This is a genomic window from Nocardia crassostreae, assembly GCF_001613405.1.
Taxonomy (GTDB): Bacteria; Actinomycetota; Actinomycetes; order Mycobacteriales; family Mycobacteriaceae; genus Nocardia; species Nocardia crassostreae.
The window spans coordinates 204,693-226,565 of the sequence record NZ_BDCH01000029.1; the positions used below are offsets into that span (position 1 = coordinate 204,693).

The 21,873-nt window shown below is 69.2% G+C and carries 23 protein-coding genes and 1 pseudogene; 11 read left to right on the top strand and 13 right to left on the bottom strand.

What is annotated here, in order from left to right; translation table 11 throughout:
• The first annotated feature begins 72 nt into the window (after positions 1 to 72).
• Both gatC and gatA read left to right on the top strand, forming a co-directional pair.
• A complete protein-coding gene (gene gatC / locus NC4_RS29300; RefSeq protein WP_067544595.1) occupies positions 73 to 369 on the top strand; it encodes an Asp-tRNA(Asn)/Glu-tRNA(Gln) amidotransferase subunit GatC in 297 nt (98 codons plus the stop codon).
• Complete coding sequence (gatA, locus tag NC4_RS29305) at positions 366 to 1,835, top strand: Asp-tRNA(Asn)/Glu-tRNA(Gln) amidotransferase subunit GatA (RefSeq protein ID WP_067544597.1); 1,470 nt, start codon at positions 366 to 368, stop codon at positions 1,833 to 1,835. The genes gatC and gatA overlap by 4 nt, the downstream gene beginning before the upstream one ends.
• Before the next feature lie 75 nt (positions 1,836 to 1,910).
• Here gatA and NC4_RS29310 read toward each other — a convergent pair whose 3' ends face one another.
• Positions 1,911 to 2,801, bottom strand: coding sequence for an SDR family NAD(P)-dependent oxidoreductase (locus NC4_RS29310; RefSeq protein WP_067544599.1), 891 nt, complete (start codon positions 2,799 to 2,801; stop codon positions 1,911 to 1,913).
• Positions 2,802 to 2,959: 158 nt separating this feature from the next.
• Here NC4_RS29310 and NC4_RS45320 point away from each other — a divergent pair.
• Positions 2,960 to 5,125: pseudogene (locus NC4_RS45320) on the top strand (ADP-ribosylglycohydrolase family protein).
• On the opposite strand, the gene NC4_RS29325 reads toward NC4_RS45320, so the two are convergent.
• From NC4_RS29325 to NC4_RS29330, 3 genes are read right to left on the bottom strand one after another with little or no spacing between them, the layout of a single operon-like run.
• Positions 5,019 to 6,479, bottom strand: a complete 1,461-nt coding sequence (locus NC4_RS29325) for an alpha/beta-hydrolase family protein (protein ID WP_245721998.1) — start codon at positions 6,477 to 6,479, stop codon at positions 5,019 to 5,021. The pseudogene NC4_RS45320 and the gene NC4_RS29325 sit on opposite strands and share 107 nt — an antisense overlap.
• Positions 6,479 to 6,628, bottom strand: a complete 150-nt coding sequence (locus NC4_RS40625) for a hypothetical protein (RefSeq protein WP_157555283.1) — start codon at positions 6,626 to 6,628, stop codon at positions 6,479 to 6,481. Before NC4_RS40625 ends, NC4_RS29325 begins: the two co-directional genes overlap by 1 nt.
• 21 nt (positions 6,629 to 6,649) lie before the next feature.
• Positions 6,650 to 7,153 (bottom strand): phospholipase A2, encoded by a 504-nt coding sequence (locus NC4_RS29330; RefSeq protein ID WP_157555284.1) that lies wholly within the window; start codon positions 7,151 to 7,153, stop codon positions 6,650 to 6,652.
• Between the two features lie 167 nt (positions 7,154 to 7,320).
• Here NC4_RS29330 and NC4_RS29335 point away from each other — a divergent pair, with 167 nt between their 5' ends.
• The 5 genes from NC4_RS29335 to NC4_RS41425 all read left to right on the top strand — a co-directional run bounded on the left by NC4_RS29335 (position 7,321) and on the right by NC4_RS41425 (position 12,582).
• Positions 7,321 to 8,547, top strand: coding sequence for a sensor histidine kinase (locus tag NC4_RS29335; protein WP_067544607.1), 1,227 nt, complete (start codon positions 7,321 to 7,323; stop codon positions 8,545 to 8,547).
• A gap of 165 nt (positions 8,548 to 8,712) precedes the next feature.
• A complete protein-coding gene (locus tag NC4_RS29340) occupies positions 8,713 to 9,378 on the top strand; it encodes a response regulator (protein ID WP_067544609.1) in 666 nt (221 codons plus the stop codon).
• 73 nt (positions 9,379 to 9,451) lie between these two features.
• Positions 9,452 to 10,867, top strand: a complete 1,416-nt coding sequence (locus NC4_RS44165; RefSeq protein ID WP_084529882.1) for a serine/threonine-protein kinase — start codon at positions 9,452 to 9,454, stop codon at positions 10,865 to 10,867.
• 262 nt (positions 10,868 to 11,129) lie between these two features.
• A complete protein-coding gene (locus NC4_RS40630) occupies positions 11,130 to 12,377 on the top strand; it encodes a hypothetical protein (RefSeq protein ID WP_157555285.1) in 1,248 nt (415 codons plus the stop codon).
• Positions 12,378 to 12,417: 40 nt separating this feature from the next.
• Positions 12,418 to 12,582, top strand: a complete 165-nt coding sequence (locus NC4_RS41425; RefSeq protein WP_157555286.1) for a hypothetical protein — start codon at positions 12,418 to 12,420, stop codon at positions 12,580 to 12,582.
• Between the two features lie 16 nt (positions 12,583 to 12,598).
• On the opposite strand, the gene NC4_RS40640 is transcribed toward NC4_RS41425, so the two are convergent.
• A complete protein-coding gene (locus NC4_RS40640) occupies positions 12,599 to 12,811 on the bottom strand; it encodes a hypothetical protein (protein WP_157555287.1) in 213 nt (70 codons plus the stop codon).
• 334 nt (positions 12,812 to 13,145) lie between these two features.
• Here NC4_RS40640 and NC4_RS29355 point away from each other — a divergent pair, with 334 nt between their 5' ends.
• On the top strand, positions 13,146 to 14,027 hold the full coding sequence (locus NC4_RS29355) for a helix-turn-helix domain-containing protein (RefSeq protein WP_067544613.1): 882 nt from the start codon (positions 13,146 to 13,148) through the stop codon (positions 14,025 to 14,027).
• Positions 14,024 to 14,224 carry a DUF397 domain-containing protein gene (locus tag NC4_RS29360; RefSeq protein WP_067544615.1) on the top strand — a complete coding sequence of 67 codons (201 nt, stop codon included), beginning with the start codon at positions 14,024 to 14,026 and terminating at the stop codon, positions 14,222 to 14,224. The genes NC4_RS29355 and NC4_RS29360 overlap by 4 nt, the downstream gene beginning before the upstream one ends.
• 62 nt (positions 14,225 to 14,286) lie before the next feature.
• Here NC4_RS29360 and NC4_RS29365 read toward each other — a convergent pair whose 3' ends face one another.
• The 8 genes from NC4_RS29365 to NC4_RS29395 all read right to left on the bottom strand — a co-directional run bounded on the left by NC4_RS29365 (position 14,287) and on the right by NC4_RS29395 (position 21,351).
• Positions 14,287 to 15,318 (bottom strand): ATP-dependent 6-phosphofructokinase, encoded by a 1,032-nt coding sequence (locus NC4_RS29365; RefSeq protein ID WP_067544617.1) that lies wholly within the window; start codon positions 15,316 to 15,318, stop codon positions 14,287 to 14,289.
• Positions 15,319 to 15,411: 93 nt separating this feature from the next.
• Positions 15,412 to 15,534: a hypothetical protein gene (locus NC4_RS44170; protein WP_281186471.1), complete on the bottom strand. Its 123-nt coding sequence runs from the start codon at positions 15,532 to 15,534 to the stop codon at positions 15,412 to 15,414.
• 20 nt (positions 15,535 to 15,554) lie between these two features.
• A complete protein-coding gene (locus NC4_RS43365) occupies positions 15,555 to 15,839 on the bottom strand; it encodes a hypothetical protein (RefSeq protein WP_067544620.1) in 285 nt (94 codons plus the stop codon).
• 36 nt (positions 15,840 to 15,875) lie between these two features.
• A complete protein-coding gene (locus tag NC4_RS43370; RefSeq protein ID WP_245721999.1) occupies positions 15,876 to 16,331 on the bottom strand; it encodes a serine hydrolase in 456 nt (151 codons plus the stop codon).
• A 211-nt stretch (positions 16,332 to 16,542) separates the two neighbouring features.
• On the bottom strand, positions 16,543 to 17,433 hold the full coding sequence (locus NC4_RS29380; RefSeq protein WP_245722000.1) for a serine hydrolase: 891 nt from the start codon (positions 17,431 to 17,433) through the stop codon (positions 16,543 to 16,545).
• A gap of 43 nt (positions 17,434 to 17,476) precedes the next feature.
• Positions 17,477 to 19,222, bottom strand: coding sequence for a serine/threonine-protein kinase (locus tag NC4_RS29385; protein WP_067544626.1), 1,746 nt, complete (start codon positions 19,220 to 19,222; stop codon positions 17,477 to 17,479).
• A 57-nt stretch (positions 19,223 to 19,279) separates the two neighbouring features.
• On the bottom strand, positions 19,280 to 19,966 hold the full coding sequence (locus NC4_RS29390) for a response regulator (RefSeq protein WP_067544628.1): 687 nt from the start codon (positions 19,964 to 19,966) through the stop codon (positions 19,280 to 19,282).
• On the bottom strand, positions 19,963 to 21,351 hold the full coding sequence (locus NC4_RS29395) for a sensor histidine kinase (protein ID WP_067544631.1): 1,389 nt from the start codon (positions 21,349 to 21,351) through the stop codon (positions 19,963 to 19,965). Before NC4_RS29395 ends, NC4_RS29390 begins: the two co-directional genes overlap by 4 nt.
• Positions 21,352 to 21,542: 191 nt before the next feature.
• Between NC4_RS29395 and NC4_RS29400 the strand changes: the two genes are divergently transcribed.
• Positions 21,543 to 21,851 (top strand): hypothetical protein, encoded by a 309-nt coding sequence (locus NC4_RS29400; protein ID WP_067544633.1) that lies wholly within the window; start codon positions 21,543 to 21,545, stop codon positions 21,849 to 21,851.
• Positions 21,852 to 21,873: the final 22 nt, after the last annotated feature.

Sequence of the window (21,873 nt, forward strand, 5' to 3'; positions counted from 1 at the left end):
CGCCGGTCGCGACTCGCTAGGCTGTGTACGGCCGAATCACCAAGCTAGAACCATGCTGAAAGGGGTCCCGCGGTGCCCGCCATCTCCAGGGACGAGGTCGCACACCTCGCCCGGTTGTCCCGGCTCGCCCTGACCGACGACGAGCTCGATCTGTACGCCGGTCAGTTGGATTCGATCCTGACCCACGTGAAGCGGATCGCCGAGGTCGCCGCCGATGTTCCCGCCACCGCGTCCCCGAATCCGGAGACCAATGTGACGCGCCCGGATGCGGTGCAGCCGTGCCTGACTCCGGACGAGGCGCTCTCGGGCGCACCGGCCGTCGAGGACCAGCGGTTCATGGTTCCGCAGATTCTGGGGGAGGGCGAATGAGCGACCTGACCAAGCTCACCGCGGTCGAGCTGGCCGAGAAGATCCACGCCCGCGAGGTCTCCTCGGTCGAGGTGACCGAGGCGCACATCCGGCGCATCGCCGAGGTCGACGGGGAGATCAACGCCTTCCTGCACGTCGCCGGTGAGCAGGCCCTGGTGACCGCCGCCGAGGTCGATCAAGCCATTGCCGCGGGCCGGACGGCCTCGCCGCTGGCCGGTGTTCCCTTGGCGCTCAAGGACGTTTTCACCACCACGGATATGCCGACCACCTGCGGGTCGAAGATTCTCGAGGGCTGGGTGGCGCCCTACGACGCGACGCTCACCAGCAAGCTGCGCGAGGCGGGCGTCCCGATTCTCGGCAAGACCAATATGGACGAGCTCGCCATGGGCTCCTCCACCGAGAACTCCGCCTACGGCCCCACCCGCAACCCGTGGGACAAGGAGCGGATTCCGGGCGGCTCCGGCGGCGGTTCGGCTGCGGCGCTGGCCTCCTACCAGGCGCCCCTGGCCATCGGCACCGATACCGGCGGTTCCATTCGCCAGCCCGCCGCGGTCACCGCGACCGTCGGCACCAAGCCGACCTACGGCACCGTGTCCCGCTTCGGCTTGGTCGCCTGCGCGTCCTCGCTGGATCAGGGCGGGCCGTGCGGGCGCACCGTGCTCGACACCGCGCTGCTGCACGAGGTCATCGCCGGATACGACCCGCGCGACTCCACCTCCCGCAATGTGCCGGTGGCCCCGGTCGTGGCCGCCGCGCGCGAGGGCGCCAAGGGCGATCTGACCGGCGTGAAGGTCGGCGTCGTGCGGGAGCTGCACTCGGACTCCTACCAGCCGGGCGTCATCAATTCCTTCGATGCCGCCGTCGCGCAGCTCGAGGAGCTGGGCGCCGAGGTCATCGAGGTGTCCTGCCCCAACTTCGAGCACGCGCTCTCGGCGTACTACCTGGTCATGCCGTCGGAGGTGTCGTCGAACCTGGCGCGCTTCGATGCCATGCGCTACGGGCTGCGCGTCGGCGACGACGGCACGCACAGCGCGGATCAGGTCATGTCGCTCAGCCGCGAGGCCGGATTCGGCCCGGAGGTCAAGCGCCGCATCATGATCGGCACCTACGCGCTGTCGGCGGGCTACTACGACGCCTACTACGGCCAGGCTCTCAAGGTGCGCACGCTCATCGCGCAGGACTTCGACCGGGCCTACGAGACCGTCGACGTGCTGGTCTCGCCGACCAGCCCGTTCACGCCGTGGAAGCTGGGCGAGAAGGTCAACGATCCGCTCGCCATGTACCTGTCGGATCTGTGCACGCTGCCGACCAACCTGGCCGGGCATTGCGCCATGTCGGTGCCGTCCGGGCTGAGCGCGGACGACGGGCTGCCGGTGGGCCTGCAGATCATGGCCCCGGCGCTGGCCGACGACCGGCTGTACCGGGTCGGCGCGGCCTACGAGGCGGCGCGCGGGCCCATCGCCTGAGCGAGCGACCGAGCGGGACACGCTGATTCGGCTCCCGGCCGATGGAATTCATCGGCCGGGAGCCGAATTGTCCTGTCAGGCGGGCCAGGTGAATTCCGGGTCGGTGGCGTAGTCCAGGCGGCGTTGGTCCAGGGCCATGGCGACCATGGTCTGCGCGCCGGGGCCGATGATCTTGCGCAGCGGCGGATTCGGATCGTTCACCAGTTCCAGCAGGGCGGCCGCGCCGACTTCTGGTGCGGCTTCGATCCATTCGCCCTCGGCGGGCTCCGCGGATTCGGCGGGCTCGGCCTGTGCGGCCTGCGCCTCGGCCACGTACGCCGCGACCACCTCCGGGGTCGGATAGTCGGGCATGCCCAGGATGGCGCTGCGCACTTCCTGATACGCCGGATCGCCTTCGGCGAACTTCATACTCGTCTTGGCCCAGTCGGTGTCGAAGCCGCCCATCTGCGCGATGGTGACCTTGATGCCGAACGGGCGCAGTTCATCCGCCAGCGAGGCGCTGAAGCCCTCCAGGGCCCACTTGCTGGCGTTGTAGAGCCCGAACAGCGGCAGCGAGCCGACCGCGCCGACCGTCGAGATCTGCACGATGTGGCCGGACCCCTGGTTGCGCAGCAATGGCACCGCCGCCTGCGAAACCCACAGCGCCCCGTAGAAATTGGTGTCCATCTGATCGCGGATCTGGTCCTCGGACAGTTCCTCGATCGCGCCGACCAGGCCGAACCCGGCATTGTTGACCACCACGTCGAACGACCCGGTGAAGGTGTAAGCCTCCGCGACGGTGTCGAACACCTGCTTGCGATCGCGCACGTCCAGCGGCAGCACCAGCAGCCGCTCGGCGGCCAGATCGTCCAGGGCGTGCGGGTCGCGCACGGTCGCCACAACATGGTCACCGGCCTCGAGGGCAGCGACCGTGAACGCGCGGCCGAGCCCGCGGCTTGCGCCGGTGATGAACCATGTCCGAGTCATCGAAGTCCTTTCGTCATGAGACACGTTGTCTCGGTACAAACGATGCCAAAGCCGCCGCGGTGCCCCCCGGAACCAGGGGGAGCGGATCGTCCGGCTGCGGCGATATCGCGCGGACGGGTAGGCTGCAAGCCGTTAGACGCCATAAGAGGGATTGGGGAATGCTGCTACCGGGGGAAGTTTTCGCGGGTTATGTGATCGACCGCGAACTGGGCCGGGGCGGGATGGGATCGGTGTACGCCGCGCATCACCCTCGGTTGCGGAAGCTGACGGCGCTGAAATTGTTGCATCCGGAAATGTTCGGGAACAACGAGACTCGTATCCGATTCGAGCGCGAGGCCGATGTGGTGGCGCAGCTGGATCACCCGAACATCATCACCGTCTACGACCGCGGCGCCGAAGGGGAGCAGCTGTGGATCGCCATGCAGTACGTCGACGGCGTCGACGGGGCGGATCTGGGGCCGGACACCGTCACCCCGGAACGGGTCGTGAAGATCATTCTGCAGACGGCGGCCGCGCTCGACTACGCGCACGGTAAGGGCGTGCTGCACCGGGATGTCAAACCCGCCAATATCCTGCTGTCGCGCTCGGCCGGGGCGGGGGCCGGGTTCTCCTAGTAGGCCCTGCTGAGCGACTTCGGGATTGCCCGCGTGCTCGGCAATGCGCCCATCACCCGATCCGGCACCTTGACCGCGACGCTGGCCTACGCCTCGCCGGAGCAGCTGAGCGCGGTGCCGCTGGATCACCGGTCCGATCAGTATTCGCTCGCCTGCACCCTGTACCGGCTGCTGACCGGCGCGGGGCCCTTCGACGCGGACAATATCGCCGCAGTCATGCTCGGGCATCTGCAGGCGGCGCCGCCCCCGGCGAGTTCGCTGAATCCGAAGCTGACTCCCGCCCTGGACGCGGTACTGGACCGGGCGCTGGCCAAGGATCCGCAGCAGCGGTACGCCTCCTGCACCGAATTCGCCCAGGCCGCATGGGAGGCGGTGGCGCCGCCGCCCGGGCCCGTGCTCACCGATACCCGTCCGCTCCCGGCGCCGGTCGATCCGATCCGGCGGGTGTCGGCGCATCTCGAACTGGTGCACGGCTGCCTGCTGGGCGGCGCCGTCGGCGATGCGCTGGGCGCGCCGGTGGAAATGCTGCTGCTGCGCGATATCAAGCACCGATTCGGGCCGCGGGGCGTGACCGGTGAGCGAAACAGCTTCCGGGGCAGGATCTCCGATGAGACACAGCTGACGCTGTTCACCATGGACGCGCTCATCCGGGGGTCGGTGCGGGTGCGGGCGCGCGGCCTGGCTGACGCCACCGACGGGTTGATTCAAGGCATTACCGTTGGGCTGGTGCAGGAGTCGCTGCTGGTGTGGTTGCAGGGGCAGGGGATCACCGTGCCCGCGCAGCCGCTGCTGTTGCGCAGCGGGCTGACCGGATATCCGGAGTTGATGAGCTATCGCGGCCCGACGCACACCACCACCTCGGCCATGCAGCGGGTGGCGGCGCAGGCGCAGCCGAGCGCGCCGCTGGGGACGCGCAATCGCCCGATCAACGATTCCAAGGGCTGCGCGGCGCTGGTGCGCGCGGTGCCGTTCGGGTTCACCCACTCGCTGGAGTACGCCTTCGAAACAGCCTGTGACGCAGGCGCGCTCACGCATGGCAATCCGGGCGGCTGGCTGCCCGCCGGGACCCTCGCCGCCATTGTCTTCGGACTGTGCCGCGGCCTGGATCTGCGGGCGGCGGTGGAGCAGGCGCGCGCCGAACTGGTCCGGCATCGCGAGCACCAGGAGACCTCGCAGGCCCTGGCCGCCGCCATCCGGCTGGCGCACGGCTCGGCGCGGCTGGGCAGTCCCATGCCGCCGCTGGAGGTCCTGGAATCGCTGGGTTCCGGTGTGGTCGGCCCCGAGGCCCTGGCCATCGGAGTCTACGCGGCCCTGTGCGCGGAATCGGCCGGTGGCACGCCGGAGCAGATCTTCCGCAATGGAGTGCTGTTGTCGGTCAACCACTCCGGCGACAGCGACTCCACCGGAGCCGTCTGCGGCGCCCTGCTCGGCGCGCGCTTCGGCGTGAGCGCCGTGCCCGGCCAGTGGCGCTCCGGCCTGGACGCGGCCCCGATCATCGAACGACTGGCCGACGACTTCTGCCGCGAATTCGGCCCCAACCCAACGCCTACGGCGAGCCGACCGACGAATGGTTCACCCGATATCCGGGATAGGAAGGCGCGCTTCAACAGTCGGGGATGGTGGTGCCTTGATCGGTGCCGTAGCGGTGGCCGTGGCCCGAGGGCGCGTCCAGGGCGCCGAGCAGGTCGGCGGCGGTCTGGACGAAGCTGATGCCGGGAATCCATTGCGGGATGGGGGCATCCGGGCGCGTGCCGGTGAGGTTCGGTGGTTTCCACAGCAGCGACGGTGACCAATGCACCACCGGGTCGGAGGAATTGGCCAGGACCATCGCGCCGCCGCGATGCACCTGCCCGGCGGGCGGACCGGCCCACAGGACTCCGCAGGTGCGCCGATCCTGGGCGGCATCGTCCGCGAAGATCGAGCTGCCGCCCAGCGCGCCGAGACTCTGGCCGTAGACGAACAGCCGGGGCGGATCCGGCATGCGGGCGGCCCGCTCTTCGATGGCGGTGAACAGCGCCCGGGCCGACTCCTGGGCGGCGGTGCGGCCGAACAGGAAGGTCACCCAGCTCGGCGCGGCCGAGTACTGCAACCCGACCAGCGCCACATCCCCGCCGAACCGCTCATCGATTCCGGCGGCGGCCTCGCCGTCGATCCAGCCGGATCCGGTCGGCACCGTGATCACCAGATTGCGCCGCTCGTATCCGCCCGACCGCTCCAGCTCCCGAATCGCCAGGTCCACGCGCGCATCCAGATCCGGTGCGGAATGCAGGCCCACATACACCCGCACCCCGCGCCCCGGATCGGCCGCGACGAACCGCCGCCCCTGCGCCCCCAGCGCGGGCCAGCCGATCGCCGACTCCGGACTCCCCGACCGGGTCGGCGAATCCGGCCGCACCACAGCGGGATCGAATCGCGCATCGGCGGCCGCATACGCCGCCTGCCGCCAATCCACGATCGCGGGCACCACCACCAGCTGTGTGGCAATCGCGGCAACGGTCAGTGCGGCCAGCCCCCGAGCACGCCCCAATCGCCGTGCGATCCAACGCAATCCAATCCAGACGGCGACGACAACCCCGACGATCAAGGTGACCCCGACGCCCCAGTGGAACCAGTACTCCGGCCCGATCCGCGCCACCCCCATGGCATCTCGCAGCCGGTTCTGCCAATGCCACGCTCGCAGCGCGGCCGCGATCACCAGCGCCACGGCCACGCCCAGTGCGGGCTTCCGGAACCGAGCCCACCGAGATGTATCGAACCGCAAGCGGTGCAACACAACCTGTGCGACACCGGCCCCGGCCAAGGCGAGCACCACCAGCAACGATGTCAGCACCGCCTGCGCCGACGCGGTCCGCGGCAACAACCCCGGAGCCAGCGACGCCAGCGCCCCGAGCCCCACCCCGGCGGTGGTACCCAGCCGCGGCCACGAGACCCCACCTCCCGTACGACGCATTCTCGGCAGCCCCCGCGCGCCCCGGCCGCGCGCCGCGGTCGCGGGCGAGAGCGGTGACTCGTCGGGCACGGGTCCGGCGTGGGTTGCCACCTCGGTGGTGCGGATGTCGGTCATCACGCGACCGCCGGGGTGGGCGCGACGGTGTAGCGGGTGCGGGCGGCGCCGAGGAGGAGTAGCAGGAGGGCGAGGGAACCCGTTGCCGCGAGGGCAAATCCGGCTATGCGCAGGGGAGAGGGGGTGGTGGCGGGGGTGTCGTCGAACATGGCCTCGTGGATGGGGACGCCTTAGTTCTGGCGGATGGAGTTGAGGTCCACGGCGGTGGTGGCGACGCTGGCCATGACCTGGCACTGGGTGCGGGTGAAGGCGGTGGGGCGGGTGGCGCAGGAAGCGTGCATGCGCTGTTCGAGGGTGGCGTCCAGGGTTTGGCGGGCCCAGGGGCCGAGGGGCTGGTTGTGGGTGTCGGCGTAGCGGAGCAGGTCGTAGCCGAAATCGTGGGCCTTGCAGGCGAGTTCGAACTCGGCGGGCAGCGGCACGGGGGAGGAGCAGCCACCGGCGGGGTTGACCAGCAGGCCGGACTCCAGGACGGGGGCGTAGCCGAACTCGGCCGCGAAATCGGCGGGGGCCACGGACGGATCCGGGTGCGCGGCAGTGGATTCCAGGATGGCGCGGCGGGCGGCGCTGTCTTCGGGCAGAGTCGGCGCGGTGGCGGCGACGGCGGTGGCGGGTGCGAACACCACGGCAACGGAGAACAGCATGGTCGCGGCGGACGCCAAACGGATCGCTCTCATGGACAACGACGCTAGAAATCGGGGTGATCATGCCGCCTCCCGCTGCGGGGCCGTTCCCGCATGGGCGGGCCGGGGGAGCGGGATGAGCCGGTAATACTCCGGTAGGGGGTGACAGATACCCCGGCCGTATGAGGTCTGGAGCCATAATGGTTTCTACTGTCATAGACATGCTCGGAACAACCGTGGCGCCCAAGCGCCGTCCGAAGAACGCGCGACTGTGGTTCGACGCGGTCACCGTGCTGGTGGCGCTCATCTTCATCGCGGTGGCGTGGCCCACCCTGCACATCACCCATCAGGTCCCGGCGGCCGCCCAACCCTTCATCGCCGGTCTTGCCGCCTTCCCGATCCTGCTGGTGCGGGTGAATCCGGCGCTGGGCTGGGCCATCTCCGCGGGCTCGGCGGCGCTCATCGCCATGGCCATCCCGCATCAACCGGGCAATACGATCCCCTTCCAGGTGATTCACATTCTGGCGCTGTTCGCGCTGGTGGCCGCCGTGGCGGTGCAATCGCCCATGCAGATCGTCGGCGTGGTGTGGGTGGCGACCTCGCTGCTGTTCGGCACCACCATGGCCGCGACCGGCGACAGCTTCGCCGACGCCGGGTTCGGCTGGCCGGTGGCCATTACCGGGCTGGTGGTGCTGGGCCTGCTGGTGCGCTGGCTGGTGTCCTCGCGCCAGGCTCTGGTCCGGCAGGAGGAGGAGACCGAACTGGAGCGGGCCCGGCGCGCCATTCTGGAGGAGAAGGCCCGCATCGCCCGCGACCTGCACGATGTGGTGGCCCACCACATGTCCATGGTGGTGGTGCAGGCGCAGACCGCGCCGTACCGGATCAATGATCTGTCCCCCGAGGCGCGGGCGGAGTTCGAATCCATCGGGACGGGCGCGCGCTCGGCGCTCAACGAGAGCCGCGGACTGCTGGGCGTGCTGCGCAGCGACGGCCAGCTGCCCGAGCACGCGCCGCAGCCCACCGCGGCCGATGTGCAGGCCATGCTGGAGGGCGCGCAGCGCGCGGGCGTGCCGCTCGCCTGGACCATCGACGGAGCCCTCGAAAGCATTCCGGAGACGACCGGGCTGGCGCTCTACCGCATCGTGCAGGAATCCCTCGCCAATGCCTCGCGGCATGCGCAGGGGGCGCCGGTGCGCGTGCACATCGCCCGCGGCGCGGCGCTGACCCTCACCGTCGAGAACGGTCCCGCCATCGGCTCCCGCCCGGCCGACCCCTCCGGGACGCCGGGCAGCGGACTCACCGGTATGCAGGCGCGCGCCACCGCCGTCGGCGGCACCCTCAGCGCCGCACCGCGCCCGGACGGCGGGTTCGTCGTCCACGCCGAACTGCCGCTGGTGCCGGTACTCGCGGGTGAGCCCGGCGCAGTGGCGCTGGAGCCGGGCCGCTAGCGCCACCCGCGTTGCGGGGTCGGATACACCCGCTGCGGGCGCGCCGTGGCGGGTGCGTTGTCGGATGCCACGGCTCCTACCAGCGTGTCGGGGTGCGAACCTGCCATGGCGTCGGCCGGGCGGCCTGCGACATGGCAAACTCGGTGGCGTGCGCGAGGTGGGACTATGGCGATAACGGTGTTGATCGCCGACGATCAGGCGATGGTGCGGGCGGGTTTCGGGGCGCTGCTGGCGGCCCAGCCCGATATCAGTGTCGTCGGTGATGCCGCGGACGGGAAAATCGCTGTGGCGGAAGCGAAGCGGCTCCGCCCGGATGCGGTGCTCATGGATGTGCGCATGCCCGAGATGAATGGGCTCGACGCGGCGCGCGCCATTCTGTCGGCCGGGTTCGATCCGCCGGTGCGGGTGCTCATGCTCACCACCTTCGATATCGACGACTATGTCTACGAGGCGCTCGGTATCGGGGCGAGCGGGTTCATGCTCAAGGACGCGCCCGCCGAGGAGTTGGTGCGGGCGGTGCGCGTGGTCGCCGCGGGTGACGCACTGCTGGCGCCCACCGTGACGCGGCGGCTCATCGCCGATGTGACCAGGCGGCGCAGCAATACCCGCCGCGCTCCGGCCCCGGCGCTGGCGGCGCTGACCCCGCGCGAGCGGGAAGTGCTGGAGTTGGTGGCGCGCGGTATGTCCAATGCGGAGATCGCGGAGAGCCTGTTCGTCGCGGAACAGACGGTGAATACGCATGTTTCGAAGGTTTTCGCCAAACTGAATCTGCGCGATCGGGCGCAGGCGGTGGTGCTGGCCTATGAATCGGGACTGGTCACCCCCGGCTGATCCGGAGCAGTGGCGCGGCGGCGCGCCGACGGTAGGCTCACGGATCCGTACGTCACCGAAAAGGGGGTCGTAAGTGCTGAACAGCGGTGACGTGTTCGCCGGTTTCACCATCGAACGACTGCTCGGCCAGGGCGGGATGGGCTCGGTCTATCTCGCTCGTCACCCCCGCCTGGGGCGGCTGACCGCGCTCAAGCTGTTGAACCGGGAACTGTTCGCCGACAGGGAGATTCGCGCGCGTTTCGAACGCGAGGCGGACCTGGTCGCGCAACTGGACCACCCCAATATCGTCGAGGTCTACGACCGCGGCACCGAGCACGATCAACTGTGGATCTCCATGCAGTTCATCGACGGTATCGACGCCGCCAGCGTCAATCCGGTGACGCTGCCCCCCGAGCGCGCGGTGCAGATCATCGAGGGCGTGGCCGCCGCGCTCGGCTACGCCCACTCTCGCGGCGTCCTGCACCGGGATGTCAAGCCCGCCAACATTATTCTGGCTCGCGCCGTGGCCGGTCACGGCGAACGCGTCTTCCTCTCCGATTTCGGCATCGCCCGCCTGCGCGAGGATTCCACCCACCTCACCCAGGCCGGGATGTTCACCGCGACCCTCGCCTACGCCTCCCCGGAGCAGATGACCGGCGCCCACCTCGACCACACAACCGACCAGTACTCCCTGGCCTGCGCCCTCTACTGGCTCCTCATCGGCATCGGCCCCTACGACTCTCCCCACCCTGCCGAACTCATCCGCGGCCACCTCCAACTCCTCCCCCCACCCGTGAGCCTGCGCCGCCCCGGCCTCACCCCCGCCATGGACGCCGTCCTCACCAAGGCCATGGCCAAACGCCCCGCCGACCGCTTCCCCTCCTGCTCCGCCTTCGCCAAGGCCGCCCGCCGCGCCCTCACCGACACCAGAATCCCCACGCCCCCACAACCAATGGGCACCCCCGCCACCCCCTACCCACCCGCCCAGCCCGGCTACCAGCCCGCCCCACCCGGCTACGCCCCGCAACAGGGCTATCCGGCCACACCCCCCACCTACCAACCCCCCAGTCCTACCCCGCCCCCGGCTACCAGGTCCCCCCGCAGGGCTACCCCGCCCAGAACTACCCCGCCCCACCCCAGGGCTACCCGGCTCCCGCCTACCCCGCGCCGCAACAGCCTGTGCCCCAACAACCCCCGGCCCCACAACCGGCCTCCGGCTATCCCGCGCAGCCCCCGCTCCGCAGCCGTCCGCTCCACCCCCCGGCTATTCCGGCGCACCCCTGCCCGCGAGCCAGGAACCACGCCAGCAGGATTCCTCCGAGCAGCGCACCGACCTACTGCCCCGCCCCGGAGCCCCCGCGCCGCCCCCGGGATCGCCCAGATCGAAAATCGAAGGTACCGCCGAAAAGCCCAGCGCGGCCACCCCACCCGACCCTCGGGCCGGATCTCAGGCACCGAGTTCGGCCGCACCGCCCGGCTCACACGATCCCCGTGCCTCCGAATCGACTGACGAGGAACCACAGGTTGCCGCCGCCGCAGCGTCGCCCGCCCCCGGCCTTGCCCGGTCCGCAAGTCCAGAATCACGCCCCCCGGATGCCGCCGAGCAGCGGGCCGACCTGTTGCCTCGGCCCGAAGCACCGGCCACCGGTGGTCCCGAATCGGCGGACCCCCCATCCCATTCCGGCGTTGCGGCCGAGCGGTCCGGACAGGCGGCGCAGAGCCGACCCATCGACAAAGCCGCAGCACCGGAGCTGGGCGCGGCGTTCGGCGCGATGCCGACAACGATTGCTCCGGTTGACGAGCCGGTGGACCCGGCGACCGCCGCAGGCTATTCCGGTGCCGGGGCGGCCAGTCGGCCTGACACGCCGCAGCGCGGCGACGCGGTGCTCAACCCGGAGGAGAAGAAGCACGTGTGCCCGCCGCAGTGGACCGCGGCGGCGGCAAGCCCGTCGCCGACGGGATCTCCGCCGGTCGACGAGGCAGACGAATCCCCGGGAGCGACACCGCATTCGGGCGGGGCCGCGACCAGACCTCGCGAGGGATTCGGGTCTGCGACACGCGGCGGTGACAGCGCCACGGACGAACCGGCTGTGGGTGGTCCCGCCGCCGTCCACGCACACCAGGACCCAGCGTGGGGAGGCGCGCAGGACGACGCGGCTGACCCTGGTACTGCCGCACGCTACTCGGGTGCGGAGGCCGGGGCAGCTGCCGCCGATGTGGCGTTCGGCTGGGCGCGGCCGGGTCAGGATGCCGAGTTCGGGAATGCCGCACAGCATTCGCCAGGCGGCGAGACCCTCCGGCAGGAGTCGGATTCACCGAGCTCCGAGGCTGCGGCACCGTTCGGCGAGAGTCCGGCGCGCGGCGCGGCCGGAGCGCATGCCGCTACCCCGGAGGCCGGGCCGGGTATGGCTGCGGGCTCGACGGGGATACCGCTGGGCGCGGTGGAGACGACTCGGGGTGCGGCCGGTGTGACGCCGGAATTGTCTGGAACCGCAGCCTATTCGGAGGATGTGGCCGCAGCGGGAGGTGCTGGCGCGAGTCGAGAGCCCGGCGGCGAGTCGGGGTCGGTGTGTTATCCGGAAGCAGGGCAGCGCAGTTCGCCTGAGGCGGAGCAGCGCGCACGAGCACGGACCGATGTCACGCCGCTGGCTGTGCGCGCGGATGAATCCCGTGCGCAACCGTCCCTGGCCGAGGATCCGGGTGCGTATCCCGGTGCCGAACTGAGGAATCCGGAGTCCGGGGCCTTCGTCCCGTCTGGCGACGAGGTCGAGGGCAGTGGCGTGGGGCGGATCGCTCCACCCGCCCTCGGCGGGGAGTTCGGGGCGTACCCGGCAGGCGGCGGTCTCGCCCTCCAGGTCTTCGGGCAGCAACCGCCCGGTTCGTATCCGCCCGGTCTGGTTGGGCCACAACACCCCCCGCGAGCCGAGGCGTCGCAGACAACCGCGCTGGTGGTGCTCGGCCTGGCCGTGGTGGCCCTGGTGTTGATGCTGGCCTTGGTGGTCGTGACACTGGGCGGGTGAGTGCCGGGGACGACGGCGCGGGCCCGGGACCATCTGGCCGGTGACGACGATCTGCCAGGCGGCCGGTTGCTGCCGCAAGGGTGCGGGCAGCGTCGGTGGGCGGCTGTGGCCGGTTTGGTGGGGCTACAAGAGTTTCTGGGGGGCGGAGGGGGCGCGGGCTACGGCGGTGGGGGCGTGGGGGTTGGTGGTGGCGCTGGTGGGGTGACGGTGGGCGGGTGGGGTTAGGGGGCGGCGTCTTGGGCCAGGACCATTTGGCCGGTGTCGACGAGGATCTGGCGGGCGCGGCGGCGTACCAGGCAGTTGTCGACGGTGCAGCACATGTGGATCTGCATGGCTTGGTGGGCCTGGGGGAGGGTGAGGTCGCCGGGGTCGATGGTGCAGTCGAAGAGATACATCATGGTTTCCGCCGGGGTGCAGCGCAGGGTCCTGTGCAAAACGTGATCCGGCGCGGGTGCACGGGGCGGTCACTGCGTCGGACCTGAGGCAAGCGTATCGAGATTCGGCCGCTCGCATGAGGAATACGCGTGCTCGCCGACGGTTGTTCACGGGCGCGTAGAAAAAGTGGTGCGCCCGGCTCGGGGACGAGTGGTCCAGACATCAGGGTTCCGGCTCTCACCGGGCGCGCCTCGAGTACAGCATCCGGGCGACGACACAGCAATCGATTCCGCATGCGGCGGCGGAGTTTTGTGAAACCGCCAGGTCAGCATTCATATCGCATGGGAGCATCGTTCACAGTGACCGAAAACCGCCTTCGTGGGGGAGGATTCGATGTCCGACCATGGTTCCACTCTGCCGCGCCGCCAGCTGGGCCGATACCTGCGCGAGGGGCGCATGCAATGCAATATGACCATCGCCGAGGCGGCCGGCCTGATGGAGTGGAGCGAATCGAAACTCCAGCGTTTGGAAACCGGTAACGCCGAGAAGATCCGGGTGCTCGATATCTGGGAATTGTGCCGTATCTACGACTTCGACGAGGAGTTCACCACCGCCCTGCTGGGTCTGGCCCAGCAGGCCAGTGTCAAGTCCTGGTGGCACGAATACGACGACCTCATTCCGGAGGGTTTCAATGTGTATGTCGGCCTGGAGGCTTCGGCCCGCGCACTGATCTCCTATCAGCCCGATCTGATCCCCGGCCTCATGCAGACCACCGACTACGCACGCATTCTCATCAGCGATTACTGGCCGGATGCTGCCCCCGATCAGATCGACCGCCGGGTGCAGTTGAAGATCCGCCGCCAGTCCCTTTTGACCAGAAAACGCAGTCCCGCAACCTTCGCCGTCGTGATCCACGAAACCGCATTACGCCGGGTCGTGGGCGCTCCGCCGATCATGGCGGCGCAATTGCGGCGCGTGGCGGACATGTCGACACTGCCGTCGATAGCGGTTCGTGTACTACCCTTCTCCGCGGGCGTCCCGATCGGGCATACCGTCGGGCCGTTCGTGATTCTGGAATTCGGCCGGGACAGCGGAAACCGACCGGTCGAACCCACCGTGGTGTACCTGGAGAACTTTCTGGGCGACCTGTATCTCGAGAAGCAGGCCGCAGTCGAGAAATATCACCAGGCGTACCAGTCCATCGAGCGCGCGGCGCTGGATGAGGCGAGCAGCAGAGATCTCTTGCGGAAGGCAGCGAAGGAGTACGCGACGTGAACGAACCGTCCGGTGTCCGGTGGTTCAAGAGCGCCCGCAGCACCGGGGCGAAGGAATGCGTGGAAATCGCCTTCCTGGACAGCGGTGTGGGAGTACGCGATAGCAAGAATCCGACCGGTCCGAAATTGTTTTTCGGCCCGGCCGAATGGGATCGGTTCACCGCGGCATTGGTGACCGGCCGCTTCGATCGCCGCTAGGGCGCGGCGCGGAACGGAAACGCATCGGGCCCCGCGCGCGAAACGGGGCCCGAGCACTGTGCTCAGCCGAAGAAGGCCGCAGCTTCCCGGTAGCGTTCCTGCGGAACCAGTTTGAGCTGTTTGGTGGCTTCCGACAGCGGCACCAGTTCGATTTCGGTGCCGTGCAACGCAACCATTTGCCCGAATTGCCCCGCATGCACGGCTTCTGCGGCATGCACGCCGAAACGCGTGGCGAGCACCCGGTCGTACGGCGTCGGCGTCCCGCCGCGCTGCACATGCCCGAGCACGGTCACCCGCACCTCCTTGCCGATGCGCCGCTCGATCTCCGGCGCCAGCTGCTGCGCCACACCGGTGAACCGCACATGCCCGAACTCGTCGATCCCGCCGTCGCGCAGGCTCATGGACTTGGGATCGGGCGTGGCCCCCTCGGCCACCACGCAGATGAAATGCGAATCCCCGCGCTGGAAACGCCGTTTCATCATGGCGCACATCTCGTCCACATCGAAGGGCACCTCGGGCACCAGCGTCAGATGCGCCCCCGACGCCATCCCGGAGTTGATGGCGATCCAGCCCGCATGCCGCCCCATGACCTCCACCAGCATGACGCGCTGATGCGATTCCGCCGTGGTGTGCAGCCGGTCGATGGCCTCGGTGGCAATGGAGATGGCGGTGTCGTGCCCGAAGGTGGTGTCGGTGCAGTCGATATCGTTGTCGATGGTCTTGGGCACGCCCACCACGGGCACGCCCTCGTCGGCCAGCCAGCTGGCCGCGGTCAGTGTCCCCTCACCGCCGATGGGGATGAGCGCGTCGATGCCATTGTCGTCGAGAGTCTGCTTGATCCGGGGCAAGCCGGCGCGCAGCACATCCGGATTGGTGCGGGCGGTGCCGAGAATGGTGCCGCCCTTGGTGAGCAGCCGGTCGGTGCGATCGTTATTGAGGATCTGGATCTTGCGATCCTCAAGTAGCCCGCGCCACCCGTCCTGGAAGCCGACGATCGCATCCCCCCAGCGGCCGTTCGCGGTACGAACGACGGCCCGGATCACGGCGTTCAGGCCAGGGCAGTCCCCGCCTCCGGTCAAGACTCCGATGCGCATGTGACCTATCTTGCCCCGAGCGCGGGAGTCCGTGGGGCGCACCCCCGTGAACCGCGGGTTAAGACCTGCCCGATGCGCCGGTCGGCGCGTGTTTCAGCAGACCCCGCCCTGCAGCTCGCCCAGATGCTCGCCGATCAGCGCCGCCACCTTGTTGAGCATGACGGTGCCGTCGTCGAAGGAGCCGGAGGTGGGCGCGGCGGCGATCGCAATGGCCACCTGGCCCTTCTCGACCGGAATCAACCCGAACTGCCGGACCAGATAGTTTCCGCTGGTATCGGGCCCCCAGCCGCCCTTGAATTCGGCGCCGTCCAGATTCCCAGTCCCCAGCGCTGTCCGTAGCTGATCTGCCCCATGAGGCTGGTGACGCTCTCGGACTGCGCCAGGCAGGGCAGTTTGGCGGCGAATCTCACCTGCTCGTCGATGGACCAATCCGCCTGCCCGAAGGCCGAATACTCCGAGCGCGTCCGGGCCGACGGCACGGTGGTGACGGTATCGCCGCCCTCGCGCAGCACCGCCTCCACGGCCTGTGCCGCGGCCGCGGGCGCGCCCAGCGACTGTCAGAGCGTATCGGCGGCCGAATTGTCGGAGTAGGTAATGGCCGTGGCGGCGGTGCCGGAGTACCCGGCATTCTGGCGCAGCGCGGCGAGGGCCAGCGGCACCTTCATGGTGGACCAGGCCGGACCACTGGTCCAATCGCCGAGGGTCACCACGCGATCCCCGCCCACCGGCAGAATCGCCAGGGCCACCTTGCCGTTCAGCGCCGGGCGTAGCTCGTTGCCGAAATCCCAGGCCAGACTGCCGGGCATGGCCATGACGATGCCCGCGGTGGTGGTCGCGGGCCCGGCGGAGGTGGTGGTGGTCTTGGGCACCATGACCGGATCCTCGGCGGTGCAGCCGATCACCCCGGCCAGTAGTACCGCCACCGCACCACAACCCGCCGCGCGTGCGAAGCGGCGGCGCAGCGAAATTCGCAGGCCTTGTCGATCAGCGGCCCGCGATTGCGATGCGTCCACCCGGTTTACCTCCATCGTGTCCGGGTACATGTAAGTCCCTGTTCCTAGCAGACACACATAAACCCGTCAATTCGCAAGGGATTGTTATGGGTCCGGGCGACAGGGTCAAACGCAGTGCGTATAGCCGCATTTCAGCGCCATTTGCCGGATTGGGCAGGTACGCCCGGATTATCGGTCCGGGCGCAATTGCGTCAGTGGCTGCACGGCGGTGTCAGTGGCTGCAGAGCCCGCCGTGCAGGTTCGGTAGGTGCTCCCCGATCAGCATGGCCATCTTGTCCATCATGTCGGTGGCGTCGTCGAAGGAGCCGGACTCCGGTTCGGCGGCCATGGCCACCGCGATGGGCCCGGACAGCGTTGGGATCAAACCGAACTGGCGAACCAGGTACTTGCCGGTATCGTCGTGCGGCCCCCAGCCGCCCTTGAACTGGGCGTCGATCAACCGGCCCAGTCCCCAGCTCTGGCTGGGGGTGATCTCACTCATGAACGAGACCACCCGATTGGCCATCGGCAGGCAGGGCAACTGCGCCGCGAACCGCACCTGATCGGTCAGTGTCCAATCGGTGGCGCCGAATTCGTAGAGCTGATTGCCGCCCAGCGCGGCGAGCTCGGAGTGCCGGGACCCGACATCGGTATTCATATCCCCGGCCTCGTGCAACACCGCCTTCACCGCGTCGGCCGCCTCGTTGCCGGTGCCGAGTGAATCCCAAAGCGCCTGCGCCGCATCATTGTCCGAATAGGTGATGGCGGCCTCGGCGGTATCGCGCAACCCCTCGGGATCCTGGCGCAGCGCGGCCAGCGCCAGCGGCACCTTGATGGTCGACCAGGCATCGCCGACGACCCAGTCGCCCAGCACCGTCATATCGCCGCCGCCGACGGGCATGACGGCCAGTCCTATGCTGCCGTCCAGTCCCGCCTCCAGATCGGCGAAATCGGCTGCGAGAGAAACCACATTGGGCAGCCCGAACATATCGGGCAGGGTAGGTCCGATCATCGACATGCCCGGACCCCCGGCGGCGCCCAGCGCCACGGCGGCCGGATCGGGTAACGGATTGCCCGCGACCCGGTCCACTCCGCAGGCGGAGACGGCGAGCACGGCCGCCATCGCAAGTCCTCGGGCAACGGCCTTGCGACAGGCCGGAATAGGATCAGTAGACATACACCACCGCGTTCTCGCCACCGATGCAGGTGACCAATTTGCCTGTCGCCGTACAGTTCATCGTGTACGCCCGGCCGGTGACCGGGCTGACCGCCACAACCGTGGTTGCCGTCCCCGGCCGGCCAGCCGTCGAGTCAGCATACGCCCGGCGCACTTCTTCCGCGAAAGGACAACTGGTGACAGTGGTTCCGATCGCGGAGGTGGTGTAGCCGCCGAGGGTGGCGTACACCGGGGTGCACGGTGTCGCGCCCGCGGGCAGCTGTACCGTCGTGGGCGCCGCGGAGGTCGTCGTGGTCTTCGGTTGGGTCAAGGGCACGGTGATATTCGGATCGTCCTGCGCCACCGTCGTCTTCGGTGATTCGGAACGGGAGCCGTCCAGGACTTGCCAGCCCACCGCACCGGCAATGGCGGCCATGGCGATCACCAGCACGCCGATGGCCATGGGCACCGCGATGGACTTGCGCGAGGTTCGCCGCGGCGGCGGCTGCGGATCCTCGTAGCGCGGATGATCCGAGGTCGGATACAGCGATGGGTCGGGCGCGGGCGCGTACGGAAAGTCCTGCGGCTGTGCGTGTCCCCACACCGGCTGCGGTTGCTGCTGTCCGCGCGGCTGCGCCTGCTGCGGCAGCGGCGTGTAGTGCAGATCGCTGACCCGCACCACGGTCGGATCCGCGGGCACGATGACCGGCAGCTCGCCCGTGGGCGCCGGTTCCTCGCCCGCCACCGGGAAGCTGCCCGTGGTGTACGGCGGGAAGTTCCCGGTATTCGGTTGCACCACAGTGGGATCGGTATTGCGGACACCCGGCGGCGCGGTCCGCACGGTCGGCGGCGCACTCGGCTCCGGTGCGGGCGGTACGGTGCGCCCGAGCGGCAGCACCTCGGTCGGCGCGGCGGCGACCGTCCCGCCGCTGAGCGCGATGCGCGCGGCCCGCGCGAATTCGCCCGCCGTCAGATACCGGCTGTTCGGATCCTTGGCCAGCGCCCGCGCGACCACCGCGTCCAGGGCGGGCGGAATCCCGCCCTGCTGCGCGCTGGGCCGCGGTGGCGGCTCGGACAGGTGCGCGCGGATCAGCACACTCATATTGTCCGCCGGGAACGGCTTGCTGCCGGTGAGACATTCGTGCAGCACGCAGCCGAGGGAGTAGATATCGGCCCGCCCGGTCACCGGACCGGAGTCGAACCGCTCCGGGGCCATGTACGCATACGAGCCGACGGCGCTGCCCGCGATGGTGAGCGTGGTGTCGCCCTCCGCGCGGGCAATGCCGAAGTCGGCGAGATATGCGAAATCCGCATCAGTGACAAGGATGTTGGCGGGTTTCACATCCCGGTGTACGAGACCCGAGTAGTGCGCGGCGTCGAGGGCGGCCGCGATCTGGTCGACGACATTGACCGCGCGCAGCGGCGCCATGGTGCCCTGGAAGTCGAGCAGGCTGCGCAGATCCTGGCCGCGCACCAGCCGCATATCGATGTAGAGCACACCGTCGATCTCGCCCCAGTCGTGGATGGGGATGATGTGCGGTTCGGCCAGCCGGGCCGCCGCCTGTGATTCGCGGCGGAAACGCTCCTGGTAGGAGGGATCTTTCGCGAGTTCGGCGGGTAGCAGCTTGAGCGCCACCACCCGATCCTTGACGGTGTCGTAGGCCTCGTAGACCTCACCCATACCGCCTCTGCCCAGCAGCGAGCGCAACTCGTACGGCCCGAACCTGCCGCCGGCCCGTGATGGCGGTGCTTCCACCCCGTCAAACCTCCAACTTCCCGGGAGGGCACGACGAAATGTCCGCGACCCACCCCTCTAAGAAGTGGATTCTCCGGGGGAAACTACACCGTGGTCAAACGCGAACACGATCGCCGCCGCCCGATCCCGTAACCCGAGCTTCCCGAAGATGTGTCCCACGTGGCTTTTCACGGTCACCTCGGAGATACCGAGCTCGTTCGCGATCTCGGCATTGAGCCGACCGTGGCCGATGAGTTCGAGAACTTCGAGTTCACGCACGGTGAGCTCGGACAGGTGGGTGTCGCCGGGCGCGGGCGTCGGGCGCGCCGAGCGGTAGGCGGTCAGCACGCGCGGGGTCACCGACGGATCCAGCCAGGCCCCGCCCGCGGCCACGGTGCGCACGGCGCGGATCAGATCCTCGGCGGGGGAGTCCTTGAGCAGGAATCCGGCCGCCCCCGCGCGCAGCGCGCCGGAGAGCAGTTGATCGTCGTCGAAGGTGGTGAGCACCAGCACCGGCGGCGCGTCCGGGCGCAGCCGCAGCGTGCGGGTGGCCTCGATACCGCCGATGCGCTTCATGCGCAGATCCATGAGCACCACATCGGGCCGATCGGCGGCGACGGCGGCGGGCACCTCGTCGCCGTCGGCGCATTCGCTGACCGCGAAACCGTCACGGCGGCGCAGGATTCGGCGTAACCCGCCGCGCACCAGTTCCTGATCGTCCACAACGAGGACATTGACGAACTCCTCGCCCGCGTTCGCGGTCACGCACCCTCCTGAATCTCCTTGGGCGCCAACGCATCCGGGCGGGCCTCGAACTTGCGGGTCATCGATTGCAGGGCCGTGCGCAGCGAATCCTCGGCGGCGACGGCGATACAGCCCAGGCCGGTCACCGGCTCGCCGGTCAGCGGGATGCGCGCGTGCACATGCCAACCGCCGTCGTAGGGACCCGCGGTCAGGGTGCCGTCGAGCAATCCGATGCGCTGGCGCATCCCGGAGATGCCCATACCCCGGCCCGGGCGCGCGGCCGCGCCGGGAGGCAGCGTATTGCTCACATCGACGCGGATCTCGCTGGCGGATATCGCGATCCGCAGCCGCGCCCTGGCCCCGGGTGCGTGCTTGGCGATATTCGCCAGGGATTCCTGGCTGATGCGGTACAGCGCCAAGCCGATACCGGCCGAGACCGACGCGGCATCACCGTCGAGGCGGTAGTCCACCGTCATACCGGCGCGGACGAAATCCGCCACCAGATCGCCGACGTCCTCCAGACCGGGTTCCGGCGCTTGCGATGCGGGCCGTTGATCGAGCAACCCCACGGTGCGCCGGATATCGGCCATGGCCTGGCGGCCGAGCCGTTCGGCATCGGTGAGCGCGTCCACCGCCTCGTCCACATCACGGTCGGTTTGCAGCGCGTGCCGGGCGGCGGTCACGTGCAGCAGCGTGATGGACAGCGAGTGCGCGATCACATCGTGCACCTCGCGGGCAATGCGGCGGCGTTCGTCGTCGGCGGCCTGCACGGCTCTGACCTCTTGATTCTCGCGTTCCTGGAACAGGTAGCGGCGTTGGTAGTTCAGCAGTTGCCCGACCATCCAGCCGCACAGGATGCCGACCACCCAGACCGGCAGCGGCAGGTCGACATGTCCGATGGAGGTGAAGAACACGAGTTCGGCCAGCATGGCACAGGCCACGGGGATGCTCACCAGCATCGGCGTGATGGCGGCGACCTCGCCTGCGGCGGCGAACAGGACGAACGGCGCGATATCGGTGGGAACCGGCTGTACCAGGAACAGCGCCGCGGCCGACATCGTGAGCACGGTGACGATCAGCGGTTTGGGAAAGATGCCCAGGAAGGCGTACAGCGGCAGGTGCAGGTTGAGCACCACCAGGGCGACGATCGGCAGCACGCTCGGAAAATATCCGTCCTGGTAGCGGTGCAGCATGGCGATGATCCCGACCACCAGGACGACGACGACGTCGATCATGGCGACGACCGGGACGGGATAGCCGTACTCGGTGCGCTCGACATTGCGCCGGAACTCCTCGGCGGGATTCCGGGCGAACCGCCGGATTCGCTCCGCACTGGCCCGCGGAACGCCCCGCAGCTCCCGCAACGCCCGCCCGAGGGCCGCCGGGGTGGCGCTGGTCACGTTCATTCTGCAAGGCTAATGGCCGGAGATGACCGCGTACATCGTCCGAGGGCAGGTGTGCGGCTCCTACCGGGGTAGTAGCTCGAGTCGCGTCCGCGGCACGACGACAGGAACACGGCCCGTCCGTAGCGTCTGGGGTATCGGCACAGCGCCCGATCACAACCGGAATCTGGGGCGCGTTACGAAAGGCTGGGGCTATGTCCTGGGCAGACCTGCACGCACGCACCGACATCCTGCACGCCGTCCTGGACCGGGCGGCCCGGGATCCCTTCGATCCGAACCTCTTCGACGAGCTGCCGGGCCTCGACCGCGTGCTGCTCGCCCTGCGGCACCGCTGGGAGAACCATCTCACCGTGAAACTCGATCACGCACTGGCACAAGGCAAATCGATGGTGGACGTGCACAACGAACTGGCCGCCGAACAGCCCGCGCTGCGCGCGATCCTGGACGCCTACGACACCGACCGTCTCTACCGCAGCCCGCGTCCGCGAGCGCTCGCGAGCTGATAGATCGGGCCGTCGCTGCGGC